The organism is Telluria sp. BA11 (genome assembly GCF_056680305.1).
In genome coordinates, this window is the sequence record NZ_CM155275.1 from 2,895,959 (window position 1) to 2,910,596 (window position 14,638).

Genomic DNA, 14,638 nt, shown 5'->3' on the forward strand with positions numbered 1-14,638 from the left:
CGTGCGGTGCGTGGCGGCCCAGCCACAGCCGGCGCTGAAATTCGCCGGGTGCGGAGGCCGGCCGCGCGGTGCGAATTGGCTTGCGCTATATAATTCGGGAACGGCCCCTGATCGCCGTTGATCTTCCCTTATTCGTGACCGATCGCGCATGCCGCGTACGGCCCTGACACTGACGACCGCATGACACTAGCCACTGACCAGAATGTTGACCGCCACGGTATTTCGCCCACCGGGTTGCAATTCATTTCCATCCGCGACGCCGTCATGGACCGCTGGGAACGGGAAGTGCGCGCGCGCGTCGACGGCGCTCAAAATCTGCTGCGGCCCGTGCTGACCAACACGCTGCCGGCGTTTTTCGACAATATCGCCGAAGCCCTGAGCCCGGACCATCCGCGCACGCAGGCTGCGAGCGGCAACAATTCGGCAAGCGTGCACGGGACCGAGCGCGCCCGCATGACGCCGTTCGGCCCCGACCAGGTGGTCCACGAATACCAGATCCTGCGCGAGTCGATTGCGGTCGTGGCCAAGGGCAGGGTGGTCCTGGACGACGACCACTGGCGCATCATCGACGCATCGATCAATGCCGCCATGCGCGAAGCGGTGCGCTCGTTTACACAGATTCACGAAGATCTGCGGCACAAAATGGCGGCCGCGCTGTCGCACGACATGCGCACGCCGCTGTCGGTGGTCGCGCATGGCGCGCAGCTCATGTCGATGACGGCTGACTGGGCGCAGGTGAAAAACGTCGCCGCCCGGATCGGCACCAACGCCGACCGCCTCAACGAGATGATGGCCGAACTGCTCGACGCGCTGACGTTCCAGGGCGCGGCGAAGATCCCGTTGCACCTGACGCACTTCGATATCCAGGGACTGACGCGCGAACTGGGCGAGCAATACGGGCACGGCCAGCATGGCACGCAGGTTGTCGTTGACGTGGCCGGCGAGCCGGTCACGGGCCACTGGTGCCGCGCCTCGCTCTGGCGCGCACTGGAAAATCTCGTCAACAATGCGATCAAGTATGGCGACGGCGGCACCGTCAGCATCAGGGCGCACCAGACGCGCGGACGACTGATGGTGAGCGTTCACAACGAAGGCAACGCGATTCCTGAAGAGCAGCACAACCGGATCTTCGAGTACCTGCGCCGCGAAACGGGGCCGTTCTCGGCTACCGGCTGGGGCATCGGCCTGCCGTTCGTCAAGGCCGTGGGCGAAAGCCACGGCGGCAGCGTGTCGGTCGACAGCTCGCCCGAACTGGGCACGACGTTCCTGATCGACATCCCCGTCGACTGCCGTCCTTTTGTGGGCGACAGCGCCCAGTGCGCCGCCTCGGCGTGATCCCGTCGCAGGGCGCGTTCAGCAGATGACTGCGACCCTGCCTAGCAGCGCCCGGACGGCGCCGAGGTCGGGCGCGTGCGCTCCCGCCACCCGACCTGCGGCGCTGCCCGCCGCCACCGCAAACGCCAGGTGCGCAGCCATGCCTGCATCGGGCCACTGCTGCAGCGAATAAATCAGCCCGGCCATCCCTGCATCGTCCGCGCCCAGCGTATCGACCACATCGGCGACGTCAACGACGGGCGCCTGCGCATGCCATGTCTGCGCGCCGTGATACAGCGACGCGCCGCCGGCGCCGCGTGTGAGCAGCACCAGCGCCGCCGGATTGCGCGCGCGCAGACGCTCCAGCGAGCCAAGCGTGTCGTGGCTGCGAAACAGCGCGCGCAGGTCGTCGTCGGCCACCTTGATGACGTCGGCCAGTTCGGTCATGCGCCGCAGCGTCGCGTCGTAGGCTGGCCCCATCAGGTTGCGCCAGTGCGGGTCATAACTGATGCGCAGCCCATGCGCTTTCGCCTGTTCGGCCAGCGCGATCAGCGCGAGGTCGAGCGGTCCACGCGCCAGGCTGGTGCCGCCGAAGTGCAGCCACCGCACTTCGTGCGGCCAACCGGGCGGCATCATCGTCACGTCGAAATGCAGGTTCGCTGCAACGTCGCCGCTGACGACGTCGTGCGGCGGCGTGGCGGCCCGCTGCAGGTAGCGCAGGTCCAGGCCCGCCGCTTCGCTGGCGCGCCACAGCGCATCGCCGGCCATGCAACGGCTGATGGCGCCGGCGAAACCGCTGGCGACGCCCAGCGCGGCCAGTGCCCGCGCCACGTTCCAGGTCGAGCCGCCAGCGTGGCTGCGCCATGTGTCGCCGTCCTGGTGCAGCAGGTCGGCCAGCGCTTCGCCCGCGCAGAGGATGGCTGCGGGCCTGGTCATCGCGCCTCTCCCGTGCTGCTTGCGCGGACCATCAGCTGCACCGTGAGTGTCTGTTCGAGGCCGGACGTGGCGGTCTTGTCCAGCAACAGGTCCACGCCCATCCGGCCCAGCAGATCCTTGTCGATATTGATGCTCGAGAGCGGCGGCACCGCGGCCGCGGCGGCGCTGATGTCGTCGAAGCCGACGATCGCGATGTCGTGCGGGACCTTCAGGCCGCGCGCCAGGCAGTGGCGCATGGCCGCCAGTGCGGCGCTGTCGTTGTAGCAGAACAGCGCATCGGGCCGCGGTTCGCGCGCCAGCAGGGTGTCGACCGCCCCGTGCAGATTGTCCTGGGTGTCGCCGATGCTGGGCAGCTGGATTTCAAGGTCGGGATCGGCCAGCATGCGCGCCTCGAACAGGGCCTTGCGAAAGCCCCGATAGCGCTCGCTGATGCTGTGATGCGACAGCGGGCCGGTAAGCATGGCGATGCGGCGCCGTCCCAGCGCGAGCAGGTGCTGCGTGGCCAGGTAACCGCCCAGCGCATGGTCGGGATTGACCGAGCGGTAGCCGGGCAGGCGCATGTCGAGCAGTACCAGCGGCTTGCCGGTGTCGCGCAGCGCGGCCACCAGTTCCGGCTCAAAAAAGCCGGCGCACAGCAGCGCGTCCGGCTGGTGCAGGCGCACGAGATCCAGCATCGGCTCGGCCGGACCGACCACGACGAACGACAGCGCGATGCCGTGCTTGCGGCAGGCATCCTCGGCCCCGTGCAGCACCGGCAGGTAGAACGGGCTGGCCGATTGCGTGTTGTGCTGGCGGTGCAGCAGAAAGGCGACGCGGCGAATCTCGCTCTGGCGCAGATTGCCGACGTCGTATCCCAGCTCGCGCGCCGTGGCGCAGATGCGCGTGCGCGTCTCGCCGGCCAGGCCTTCCTGGTTTTTCAGCGCGCGCGAGACCGTGCCGATCGAGTAGCCGGTGGCACGGGCAATGTCGCGGATCGTCACGGCCATCTAGAGCGCCGGTCAGTACGCGGTCTGCGTGTACGGGCGCGCGTCTTTCGCCGTGCCCCAGTCCTTGTTCGGCGTGGCCTGCATCGTGAATACGAGTTCGCCGCCGGCCATGATGTCCTGGTGGCGCAGGAAGGTGCGCGCGAGCGGCTTGCCGTTCAGGGTCACGCGCCCGACATAGCCGTTGGTGGCCGACAGGTTCTCGGCGCGCACGGTGAAGCGCTTCCCGTTCGGCAGGTTCAGCGTCGCCTTGTCGAGGAACGGGCGGCCGATCACGTACTCGTTGCTTCCCGGGGCGACCGGATAGAAGCCCAGTGCCGTGAACGCGAACCAGGCCGACATCTGGCCCAGATCGTCGTTGCCCGACAGGCCATCGGGCTTGTCGCTGTACTGCGTGGCCATGATATTGGCCAGGCGTTCCTGCGTGCGCCACGGCGCGCCGGCGTAGTTGTACAGGTAGGCGACGTGGTGCGACGGCTCGTTGCCGTGGGCGTAGTGGCCGATCAGGCCCGAGATGTCTTCCATGTGCGCGTACAGGTTATCGTCGACCTTGGCGTCGAAGACTTCGTCCATCTTTGCCACGAGCTGTGCGTCGCCGCCCAGGAAGCCGATCAGGCCCGCGTTATCGTGCGGCATGTACCAGGAATACTGCCATGCGCTGCCCTCGGTGTAGTCGCTGCCGAAGTTGGATTGCGCCGGATCGAACGGGGTGCGGAATTCACCGGTGGATTTGCGGGCGCGGATGAAGCCCGTGTCCTTGTCGAACACGTTGCGGTAGTTCTGGGCGCGCCGGTAGTAGCGCGCGGCGACATCCTTCTTGCCCATTTTTTCGGCCATGCGCGCGATGGTCCAGTCGTCGTAGGCGTATTCGACGGTCTTGGAGGCCGCTTCCTTTTCGAGGTCGATCGGCACGTAGCCCAGCTTCATATAGTGTTCCAGCCCGCCGTATGGGCCGTATTCGGCGCTGGCGGTCATCGCGGCCAGGGCCTTGTCGGCGTCGAAGCCGCGGATGCCCTTCATGTAGGCGTCGGCGATCACGGGCACCGCGTGGTAGCCGATCATGGTCCAGGTTTCCAGGCCGTGGAACTGCCACACCGGCAGCACGCCGTAGGGGCTGTGCTGCTGCGAGGCGATCAGCGAGTTGACGAAGTCGGCGCTGCGCTGTTCGGGCGCGACGATCGTGAGCAGCGGGTGCAGCGCGCGGTAGGTGTCCCACAGCGAGAACGTCGAGTGGAAGCGGAAGTCCCTGGCCTTGTGCACCGCGTTGTCCGGGCCACGGTAGCTGCCGTCGAGGTCCATGAACAGCGACGGCGCGAGCATCGTGTGGTACAGCGCCGTGTAGAACTGCGTGCGCATTGGCGCCGGTGCGTCGACCTTGACGGCGCCCAGCGCCTCGTCCCAGGCCTTGCCGGCGCGGCGGCGTTCGGCGTCGAAATCCCAGCCCGGCATCTCGGCCAGGTTGGCAATCGCATTGTCTTCGCTGACGGGCGAGAGCGCGACCTTTACCAACAGGGTGCCGTCAGCCGGCACGCCGAAACTGAAGTCGCCCATCAGCGCCTTGCCTTCGACCAGCGCGCGGTCGCCCGGCGTCTTGCCCGGCTGGGCAAAGCCCTTGTACTCAACGGCTTCTTCGCGATTGAGCAGCTGGCGCGTGTCGATCGGGCGCGAGAACCGGATCGCGAAATACAGCTGACGGCCCGGCGCCCAGCCGCGCGTTTCGCGCATGCCGGTGACGGTGCTGGCGTCGCGCATGCGCAGGCGCGACCACAGGTTCTTGCCGTCGTAGTTGTAGATGCTGGTGCGCAGGTCGAGCAGCACCTTGGCCGGCTCGCCGGCCTTGAACTTGTAGCGGTGCAGGCCGACACGCTCGCTCGCGGTCAGCTCGACGTCGACGTCATGGTCTTTCAGGCGCACCGCGTAGTAGCCGGGTTCGGCCTGTTCCTGGTCGTGCGAAAAGCGCGAGCGGTAGCCCGAGAACGGTCGCTCGGGGTAGCCCGGCTCCAGCTTGGTTTCGCCGCTGTAGGGCATCAGGAGCACGTCGCCCAGGTCCGAGTGGCCGCTGCCCGAGAAGTGCGTGTGCGAGAAGCCGAGGATCGAGCCGTCGCCGTGGTTGTAGCCGGCGGCCCACGGATAACTCTGGCGGAAGTGGCGGTGCTGGGTGTCGGGACTGAGCTGCACCATCCCGAACGGCCGGCTCGCGCCCGGGAAGGTGTGGCCGTCGCCGCCAGTGCCGATGAAGACGTTCACCGCCGCGGCCGGGGAGCCCGGTTCGGCCGCCTGCAAGGGCGCCGCACTAAAAAACAGGACTGCGAAGGAAAGGGATTGGGTCTTGAAACGAGCTGTCATTGGTGTCTCCACGTGGCGGGAGCGCACAGCCCGCCGCCTGTTCTTGATACGCTGCGCCAGAGGCACATCCAGCGCGCGGGCGATGTCATCAACGCGCGCGCTCGAGCCTGTGTACAGGTTATAGGTGGAGTCAGGTTTCCCGGCAATCATTACCGGATTTTACTCAGTTGTTTAGCCAGTTTACTAAACAATCTCGGCCGGTTAGCGCGATCGATCTTCGCGACGGCCGCAAAAGCGGGGGTCAGGTCTGACATTCGGACACGATCTCGACAGTCGGTAGTGGAACTAGCTGGCAATGAGCCATGCTGATACTGGGCGAGCCACCACTGAACGTGGCTAAGGCTGAGGTCGTGTCTAAATGTCAGACCTGACCCCGGCTGTGACCCCCGGGCCATGCAATCCTGGGCAAGACACCATTAAACAAAAGCGGGGGTCAGGTCTGACATTCGGACACGATCTCGACAGTCGGTAGTGGAACTAGCTGGCAATGAGCCATGCTGATACTGAGCGAGCTACCACTGAACGTGGCTAAGGCTGAGGTCGTGTCTAAATGTCAGACCTGACCCCGGCTGTGACCCCCGGGCCATGCAATCCTGGGCAAGACACCATTAAAAGTGGCTAAAGCTGAGGTCGTGTCTGTAAACAAAAGCGGGGGTCAGGTCTGACATTCGGACACGATCTCGACAGTCGTTATTGGAACTAGCTGGCAATGAGCCATGCTGATACTGGGCGAGCTACCACTGAACGTGGCTAAGGCTGAGGTCGTGTCTAAATGTCAGACCTGACCCCGGCTGTGACCCCCGGGCCATGCAATCCTGGGCAAGACACCATTAAAAGTGGCTAAAGCTGAGGTCGTGTCTGAATGTCAGACCTGACCCCGGCTAGTGACCCCGGCTATGCCGGCTATGGAGGTCGTGTCTGAATGTCAGACCTGACCCCGGCTATGTAAGCTTGAAACTCATCAATGAACATGATCAGGATGACAACCGTAGCACGCATGGCGCAAGGTGACAGGGCGGGCAAGTTGCAAGCTTGTCACCATGAAAACTGCATATCTGCCCATCCTCGTCCTGTCGTTGTGCTGCAGCCAGGCCAGCGCCAGTCCTGCCGAACACCAGGAATTCGACGCCACGCTGCATGCGCCTTTCCAATCTGGCGCGCAGGCGGCACGTACGTTCACGCTGACGTTCGCGTATCCCGGCTTGGCGCAGCCGGCCAATGTCGATTGGCGCGTCGAGCTGCGCGCGCCGGGCGGGCAGACCGTTTTGCAGTGGCGCGGCCAGGTGACGCTGACCGGTGACGAGATCACGGTGACGGTGCCCTGGTCGGGGCGCCTGGGCAAGCAGCCGGCGCCGGACGGCATCTATCGCGTGCGCCTGCGCGCGCTGGTGCAACGTGCGGAACATGATGCAATCGACCAGGAATGGGAGATCGCGGTCGGCACGCCGCGTGCACTGGCCACGCCCGCTTTCGCACCGCTGCCAGGCGCCTTCATGCCAGGGGCAGCGCCGGCGTCCGCCGCGCTGCCCTATACCGTCTACCTGGGCAATCTGCACAGCCAGACCAATCACAGCGACGGCGGCGCCGACGTCGCGAACTGCCGAAGCGCCCAGCGGCCGCAGTCGGCGCTGTATGGACCTGCCGCTGCCTTCGCTTATGCCCATGGACGCGGCCTGGACATCCTCGTCGCTTCGGAACACAACCACATGTTCGACGGCTCGCCAGGCAGCGCGCCCGATGCCGACCCGGCTGCCGCGCGTGCCCTGTACCGCGCGGGCCTGGCCGCCGCCAGCACGTTCTCGGCGCAGCATCCGGGCTTTCTGGCGCTGTATGGCCTCGAGTGGGGCGTCATCGAAAAGGGCGGCCATATCAATATCTTCAACAGCGACGAGTTGCTGGGCTGGGAGACGAACGCCAATGGGGCGCCGTTCGCCGACACGATCACGCCACGCAGCGACTACGCGGCGTTGTACACGCTGATGCGCCAGCGCGGCTGGCTGGGCCAGTTCAACCATCCGGCGCCAGCGGGCCAGTTCCAGGTGGGCGGCGTGCCGCTTGCCTATACCGAGGATGGCGGCGCCGCGATGGTGCTGTGCGAAGTGATGAACACCAGTGCGTTTTCGAACAATGTGACCGAGACCGAAACCCGCCGCAGCAGTTTCGAAGGCGCCTGCAACCGCCTGCTCGAAGCAGGCTACCGGCTGGCCTTCAGCACCAACCAGGACAACCACTGCGCCAACTGGGGCGCGTCGTACGGCAACCGCACGGGCGTGCTGCTGCCAACGGGCGTCGCGCTGAACCGCGCCAGTCTGGTCGACGCACTCAGGGCGCGCCGCGTGTTCGCGACGATGGACAAGACGTCCCAGCTGGTGTTGACGGCCAACGGCCACGTGATGGGCGCGCAGTTCACCAACCGCGGGCCACTCACCTTGATCGCGAATTTCGCCAGCGCCGCTGGCCGGCAGGTCGCGGCAGTGGCGATCATGGAAGGCGTCCCGGGCCGCAATGGCGAGGTCACGCGCCTGTCGCAGCAGGCCGAGACCACGATCACGCCGGTGCCGGGCGCGCACTTCTATTATGCGAAGGTCACGCAGGACGACGGCAACATGCTGTGGTCCGCGCCGGTGTGGATCACGCAGGCAGTGTTGGCGTATTGACACTGGATCAGCGTGGCCCGGCAACGCTTTCGCCGGCCTGACGCCCATGCTATTCTGCTCCCGCCTTCAGCCCGGCCGGGCTGTCATTTTCCGCGAGAGACCATGAACAAAAGCACCCTGCTGCGCGCCACCACCGCAGCCTTCCTGGGCGCGTGGAGCGCTTACGCGTTCGCGCTCGATCCCCTCAGCTACGCCAAATACGACCAGGTCAAGACCACGGCCCTGCACCTGGACCTGAAGGCCGACTTCGCGAAGAAAAGCCTGGACGGCTACGCCGAGCTGACGCTGAACTGGATCGACAAGAAAGCGACGACGCTCGACCTGGACACGCGCGAGCTGACGATCTCGAAGATCGAAGCGCAGGATGCAAAGGGCGCCTGGCGCAAGGCCGACTACACGCTCGGCAAGTTCGATGAAGAGAAGGGCCAGCCCCTGCAGATCAAGCTGCCGGCCCGCCAGACCAAGGTACGCATCCATTACCGCACCGCGCCGACGGCCACCGCACTGCAATGGCTGCAGCCGGTGCAGACCATGTCAGGCAAGTACCCGTTCATGTTCAGCCAGTCGCAGGCGATCAATGCCCGCTCGTGGGTGCCGATCCAGGACACGCCGGCCGTGCGCTTTACCTACACCGCGCGCATCGAGGCGCCGGAAGGCCTGCGCGTGGTGATGAGCGCCGATAACGACATGAAGGCAACCGGCAAGGGCGGCTGGAAATTCACGATGCCGCAGCCGATTCCATCGTACCTGCTGGCGATCGGCATCGGCGAGCTCGAAGCGCGCACGCTGGGTGGGCGCACCGGCGTGTACGCCGAGCCGCAGCGCATCAAGGCGGCCGAGTACGAACTGGCCGACACCGAGAAGATGGTCGCGGCGGCCGAGAAGCTGTACGGCCCATATCGCTGGGGGCGTTACGACATGCTGGTGCTGCCGCCATCGTTCCCGATCGGCGGCATGGAAAATCCGCGCCTGACCTTTTTGACACCCACCATGATCGCGGGCGACCGCAGCCTGGTCGACCTGGTGGCGCACGAACTGGCGCACAGCTGGTCGGGCAACCTGGTGACCAACGCAACCTGGAAGCACTGGTGGCTCAACGAAGGTTTCACCACCTACGTCACCACCCGCATTCTGGAAGAAATCTACGGCAAGGAAGTCGCGCTGATGAACCTGCAGCTCGAGCAGGAAGAAGCGCTCGAGATGCTCAAGGAGCTGCCGCCGGCGAAGCAGGCGCTGGTCTCGCGCCAGGCTGACACCAACGCTGCCGATTACCCGGACACCTCGCTGGCCTACCCGAAAGGCGCCTGGTTCCTGCATACGCTCGAGCAGCGCGCCGGCCGCGCCGCATTCGATCAATTCCTGCGCGGCTGGTTCGACCAGCACGCGTTCCAAAGCGTGACCAACGAGCAGTTCATCGCCTACCTGCGCGCGCAGCTGCTGGCGAAGAACCCCAAGATCATGAGCGACGCGGAACTCGACGAGTGGATCCATGGCCCGGGCATCCCGGCCAGCGGGCAGCGCGCCGTGTCGCAGCGCCTGGCCAAACTGAATGCCGCGATCGATGGCTGGACGAAGGGCACGGTATCGACCGCGCAGTTGAACGCCAAAAACTGGAACGCCGTCGAGTGGATGAAGTTCCTGAACGATATCGACAAGAAGGCCGACGCCGCCAGGCTGGCAGAACTCGACCGCGCCTATGACCTGGCCAAGTCGACCAACAACGAAGTGGCGTTTCGCTTCTACCGCGCGGCGGTGCACGCCGGCTACCGTGACGTGCGCCCGGACATGGAAGCATTCCTGATGAGCGTGGGCCGCCAGAAGTTCGTGGTGCCGCTGTACGCCGCGCTGCGCGAAAAGGCCGAGGACCGCACCTGGGCCGAGGGCGTCTACAAGAAGGCGCGCGAGCGTTATCACCCCGAGACGCAATCGAGCGTCGACAAAGCGATGGGCAAGCCATGATGACACGCTCTTCCAGCGGACTGTTGAAACACATCGCCGGCGCGGTGCTGGTCGCGTTCTGCGGCGCCGGCCTGGCCGTCGCGCAGACGGCGGCAGCACCAACAACTACGGCAGCAGTCCCCGCCTACAACCTGGACGCCGACGTGCAGCGCGTGTTGAAAACCTTCGACGTGCCGGGCATTGCGATTGCGGTGGTCAAGGATGGCAAGGTCGTCGTCACGCAAGGCTTCGGCGTGCGCAAGCTGGGCGACCCGACCCCGGTCGATGGCAAGACGCTGTTCGAGATCGCGTCGAATTCCAAGGCCTTTACTGCCGCCGGCCTGGCGATGCTGGTCGATCAGGGCAAGTTGAACTGGGACGACCCGGTCATCAAGCATCTGCCGGACTTTCGCATGTACGACAGCTACGTGACGGCCGAGATGACCGTGCGCGACCTGCTCACGCACCGCAGCGGCCTGGGTCTTGGCGCCGGTGACCTGATGTGGTGGCCGACCACCACCTTCACCAGCGACGAAATCATCCACAACCTTCGCTACATCAAACCGGCAACGAGCTTTCGCAACAGCTACGCCTACGACAACCTGCTCTACATCGTGGCCGGCAAGATCATCGCGCAAAAGTCTGGCAAGGACTGGGGCACGACGATGCGCGAATGGATCCTCGATCCGGTCGGCATGACCGCGACCACCACCAGCCTGGCCGCGCACACGGCTGGCATGAACGTATCGGCGCCGCACAGCAAGATCAATGGCAAGGCGGCAGTCGTCAAGCCGATGCCGGTGGCGAACGCCGTCGGCGCGGTGGGCATCAACACCAATGCCGAAGACATCGCGCGCTGGATGAACGTGCTGCTCGATAACGGCCGCCTGCCGGCGGGGGCGGGCGGCAAGGATGCACGCCTGTGGTCCGACAAGCAGGCGCGCGAGATGTGGACCGCGCAAACGCCGATGACGGTCAGCCAGCCCAAGCCGTCGCTCGCGGCGACGAGGCCCAACTTCATGGCTTACGGCCTGGGCTTCCAGCTGCGCGACTACCAGGGCAAGCTGGTGGCGATGCACGGCGGCGCGCTGCAGGGCTTTTATTCGCGCGTACTGCTGGTGCCGGAAGCGAAGCTCGGCATCGCGATCTTCACCAACGCCGAAAGCGGCCCATCGCTCAATGCGCTGCAATACCGCCTGCTCGACGGCTATCTGGGTGTCGCGCCGACCGACTGGATCGGCCGCATCGCCGACATCGCGAACGAGGCCAGCGCCAAGGAAGCAGCCCGCGTACAAGGTGAAAGCACCGGCCGCGCCAAGGCATCGAAACCGTCGCTGGCGCTGCGCGAGTACGAAGGCGAGTACGAAGATGCCTGGTACGGCAAGGCGACGATCCGGCGCGCCGGCAGCAAGCTGGTGATGTCGTTTGCGCGCACGCCCGACCTGACGGGCGAGATGGAGCACTTCCAGCACGACACCTTCATCGTGCGCTGGAAGGAGCGCAACTTCAACGCGGATGCGTATGCGACGTTCTCGCTCGAACCCGATGGCACGATCGAGCGGCTGCGCATGAAGCCCGTATCGACCGAGACGGACTTCAGCTATGACTTCCAGGATTTGATGTTCGTGCCTGTGGAGAAGGCGAAGTGAATTCTTTTGGGTGGCTGCGCTGCTGACTTGGGTTCCCGCCTGCGCGGGAACAACGTGCTACGCTACCTGTGCCACGTCATTCCCACGAAGGCGGGAATCCCAGTCCTGCGCCCGCCACCGACCTATTTCTTCCCCCACACCTTCATCATGTCGTCCGAACCCTGCGAGCGTACCCCGTTGTCCGACAGGATTTCCTCGGTCGCATTCAGCGTTGCCTGCCGCGGCAGGATCATCGTCTCGCCATAGCGCTGATCGAACTTCAGCACCACCTGTTCGTCCTTCAGGTCGCGCAGCAGTGCCACCAGATGCGCCAGGCTGCGTACCGGCTTGCCATTGACCGATTCCACGACCGACCCGAAGCGGTTGCTGTAGCCGCTCACCAGCTTGTGCGGGAAGAACGGCGCGCTGATCACGACCAGCTCTTCGCGCTCGGGTGTCGGCGAATCGCCGCGCTGCGTCACGAGCGGACTGGCGTTGAACGCATACGCATTCATCCCCGGCGCGCTGCCGCTGACAAAGGCCATGAATTCGCTGGTGGCGCGCGAGAACGCCACCGGGCCATAGATGAAGTACGACGGATAGCCGCCATCCAGGTCCGGGATCAGCAGCGGGCGCGCGCCGGTGGCCGGCACCTCGACCTTCATTGGCTTGCCGCCGCGGATGATCGACATCGGCACCTTGCCGTTCTTCGCCACCTGCTGGATGCGGTACTGGAAGCGCACGCGCAGGCTCGAGCCCAGCTTGACCATCGCCTGGTTGTCGATCGCATGCTCGCCGATGTGGGTGATCACGTCCCACTCCTTCAGCGGCCAGGCGGCGTCGGTGCGGTACGGCCGGTGCACCACCGCGCCCTCGACCGATTTGTCGAGCTTGAGGTACTGGCGCAGCGCCGGGCTTTCCAGCGTCTGCACGCTGTCATGCAGCAGCGGCTTGCCGTCGTAGGTGCCGTCGGCCACGTCGCGCAGGAACAGTTCGATTTCTTCGTTGGGGATCACGTAGCCGATGCTCTGCGCATTGGTCACGTTGGCGAACGCCAGGCCGATCATGCGCTCGCCGGCGATCACCGGCCCGCCGCTGTTGCCCGGGTTGATCGGCGCGTCGATCTGGATGCGCAGGCCCGAACTGAAGGCGCCGTAGTTGACGAATTCCACGCGCGAGATGATGCCGGTGGTGGTCGAGAGCGAATTGCCGCCGACCGGGTAGCCGTAGGCGAACACCTGCTGGCGCACGTCCGGCAGCACGGCGGCGCGTGGCACCGGCGGGCGCTTGTCGAAGAAGCTGGGATCATCGAGCTCCAGCACCGCCAGATCGAGCCCGCGTGCCAGCGCGATGACCTTCGCCGACACCTTGTCGCCCGACTGGCTGGCCTGCACCTCGACCTGGCTGGCGTAACCCACCACGTGGGCGTTGGTCAGGATGCGCTTGCCCTCGATGATGACGCCGGAGCCTGTAATGGCCGCTGGTGCCGACTTGGTCCAGGGTTTGTACGGGTCGGGCCGGCGCACGGTGGCGAAAATCTTGACGACCGAGTTTTCAACGGCAGGCAGTGCAGGGGCGGGCGTGGTGGTGCGCGATGCGGCTGGTACGGCGGGGGTGGGAACGGCGGTGGCGGCGGCCGGCTGGGCGTCTAGCGGCGTGGTTTCCTGGGCATGGAGCGCGCCGGAGACGGCCAGCGCGAGAACGGCGAATCGCAAAGTCTTCATGGTTTCCTTCGGTTGCGCGAGGGGGATATCAACCGGAAGAATATACACGTGCGCCGCAAAAGAAAATACGTGGGAAGGCCTCGGCCTTCCCACGTCATGCAGGCTGCTTACTTCTTGACGAACTTGAGCGTCATGCGATCGCTCTCGCCGATCGCCATGTACTTCTCGCGGTCCTTGTCCTTGTTGGCCAGTACCGGTGGCAGCGTCCACACGCCTTTTTCATGGTCCGCCTTGTCCTTCGGATTGGCGTTCACTTCCGACTTTGCGGCCAGCTTGAAGCCGGCCAGGTCGGCCATGCGGATCACATACGCTTCGTGCATGTAGCCGCTCGATGCCTTCGCATCCTGCGTCATCTTGACAGGCAGGCGGTGTTCGACCACGCCCAGCACGCCATTCGGCTTGAGGACCTTGTGGACTTCTTTGAGCGTCGTGACCACGGCTTCGTCGCCCGCGCCCAGCCAGTTGTGCAGGTTACGGAAGGTGACGACCATGTCGGCGCTGTTCGGCGCACCCAGCTCGAAGCGGGTCGGCGGTTCGAACACCACCGGCATCACCTTGTCGTAGACCTTGGCGTCGGCAGCGAGCTTGTCGCGATAGGCCTTGCCGCCGCGCGATTCCGGCGAACCGCCAGCGCCAATCAGCTTGCCGTTCTCGCGCAGGTAGGGCGCCAGGATCTCGGTGTACCAGCCGCCGCCCGGCGAGAGTTCGATGACCGTCATGGTCGGCTTGATGCCGAAGAAGGTCAGGGTTTCGTAAGGGTGGCGGAAGGCATCGCGGGCCTTGTTGGCGGCGGCGCGGTGCTCGCCGGCGATGGCGGATTTCAGGGCGTCGTCCGCGTGTGCGGCGCCGGCGATGCCGGTTGCCAGCATTGCGGCCAGGATCAGTCGTTTCATCGTGCGAGGTCTCCATGATGGTTGACGACGGGCGGTGCGCCGTCGTCGCTGCGCTGATGATCCGGGAGGCACGGCGCACAGTCAAGCGTTCGTCACATATGCATGTGTGGCGGGCGTTCACGCCCGTATTGACGGGATGAAGGGAGAAAAGAAGCTGCGCAAGGTACGTACAAATTTGTGCATTGTGGTGGCACAACATTTGCCTATTCAAAGTCTTAA

9 protein-coding genes are annotated in these 14,638 nt (G+C 65.2%); 4 read left to right on the top strand and 5 right to left on the bottom strand.

Features of this window, described 5'->3' with window-relative positions; all coding sequences use genetic code 11:
* The first annotated feature begins 180 nt into the window (after positions 1 to 180).
* Entirely contained in the window at positions 181 to 1,335 is a 1,155-nt protein-coding gene (locus AC1MGT_RS12685; RefSeq protein WP_499500446.1) for a sensor histidine kinase, read from the top strand.
* Between the two features lie 18 nt (positions 1,336 to 1,353).
* On the opposite strand, the gene AC1MGT_RS12690 is transcribed toward AC1MGT_RS12685, so the two are convergent.
* Genes AC1MGT_RS12690 through AC1MGT_RS12700 form a run of 3 tightly spaced genes read right to left on the bottom strand, consistent with a single transcriptional unit; the run spans position 1,354 to position 5,579 of the window.
* Entirely contained in the window at positions 1,354 to 2,250 is an 897-nt protein-coding gene (locus tag AC1MGT_RS12690) for a PfkB family carbohydrate kinase (protein ID WP_499500447.1), read from the bottom strand.
* Positions 2,247 to 3,236, bottom strand: coding sequence for a LacI family DNA-binding transcriptional regulator (locus AC1MGT_RS12695; RefSeq protein WP_499500448.1), 990 nt, complete (start codon positions 3,234 to 3,236; stop codon positions 2,247 to 2,249). The genes AC1MGT_RS12690 and AC1MGT_RS12695 overlap by 4 nt, the downstream gene beginning before the upstream one ends.
* Positions 3,237 to 3,248: 12 nt before the next feature.
* The gene (locus tag AC1MGT_RS12700; RefSeq protein ID WP_499500449.1) at positions 3,249 to 5,579 is read right to left on the bottom strand and encodes a GH92 family glycosyl hydrolase; all 2,331 of its coding nucleotides are present in this window, start codon (positions 5,577 to 5,579) and stop codon (positions 3,249 to 3,251) included.
* Positions 5,580 to 6,619: 1,040 nt separating this feature from the next.
* On the opposite strand from AC1MGT_RS12700, the gene AC1MGT_RS12705 reads away from it, so the two are divergent.
* The 3 genes from AC1MGT_RS12705 to AC1MGT_RS12715 all read left to right on the top strand — a co-directional run bounded on the left by AC1MGT_RS12705 (position 6,620) and on the right by AC1MGT_RS12715 (position 11,823).
* A complete protein-coding gene (locus tag AC1MGT_RS12705) occupies positions 6,620 to 8,236 on the top strand; it encodes a CehA/McbA family metallohydrolase (protein ID WP_499500450.1) in 1,617 nt (538 codons plus the stop codon).
* Between the two features lie 102 nt (positions 8,237 to 8,338).
* Positions 8,339 to 10,195 carry a M1 family metallopeptidase gene (locus AC1MGT_RS12710; protein WP_499500451.1) on the top strand — a complete coding sequence of 619 codons (1,857 nt, stop codon included), beginning with the start codon at positions 8,339 to 8,341 and terminating at the stop codon, positions 10,193 to 10,195.
* Positions 10,192 to 11,823: a serine hydrolase gene (locus AC1MGT_RS12715; protein ID WP_499500452.1), complete on the top strand. Its 1,632-nt coding sequence runs from the start codon at positions 10,192 to 10,194 to the stop codon at positions 11,821 to 11,823. Before AC1MGT_RS12710 ends, AC1MGT_RS12715 begins: the two co-directional genes overlap by 4 nt.
* Positions 11,824 to 11,945: 122 nt before the next feature.
* Here the strand turns inward: AC1MGT_RS12715 and AC1MGT_RS12720 are convergent, their stop codons facing one another.
* Positions 11,946 to 13,526 (bottom strand): S1C family serine protease, encoded by a 1,581-nt coding sequence (locus tag AC1MGT_RS12720; RefSeq protein ID WP_499500453.1) that lies wholly within the window; start codon positions 13,524 to 13,526, stop codon positions 11,946 to 11,948.
* A gap of 107 nt (positions 13,527 to 13,633) precedes the next feature.
* Positions 13,634 to 14,419 carry a class I SAM-dependent methyltransferase gene (locus AC1MGT_RS12725; protein WP_332533296.1) on the bottom strand — a complete coding sequence of 262 codons (786 nt, stop codon included), beginning with the start codon at positions 14,417 to 14,419 and terminating at the stop codon, positions 13,634 to 13,636.
* Between the last annotated feature and the right edge of the window lie 219 nt (positions 14,420 to 14,638).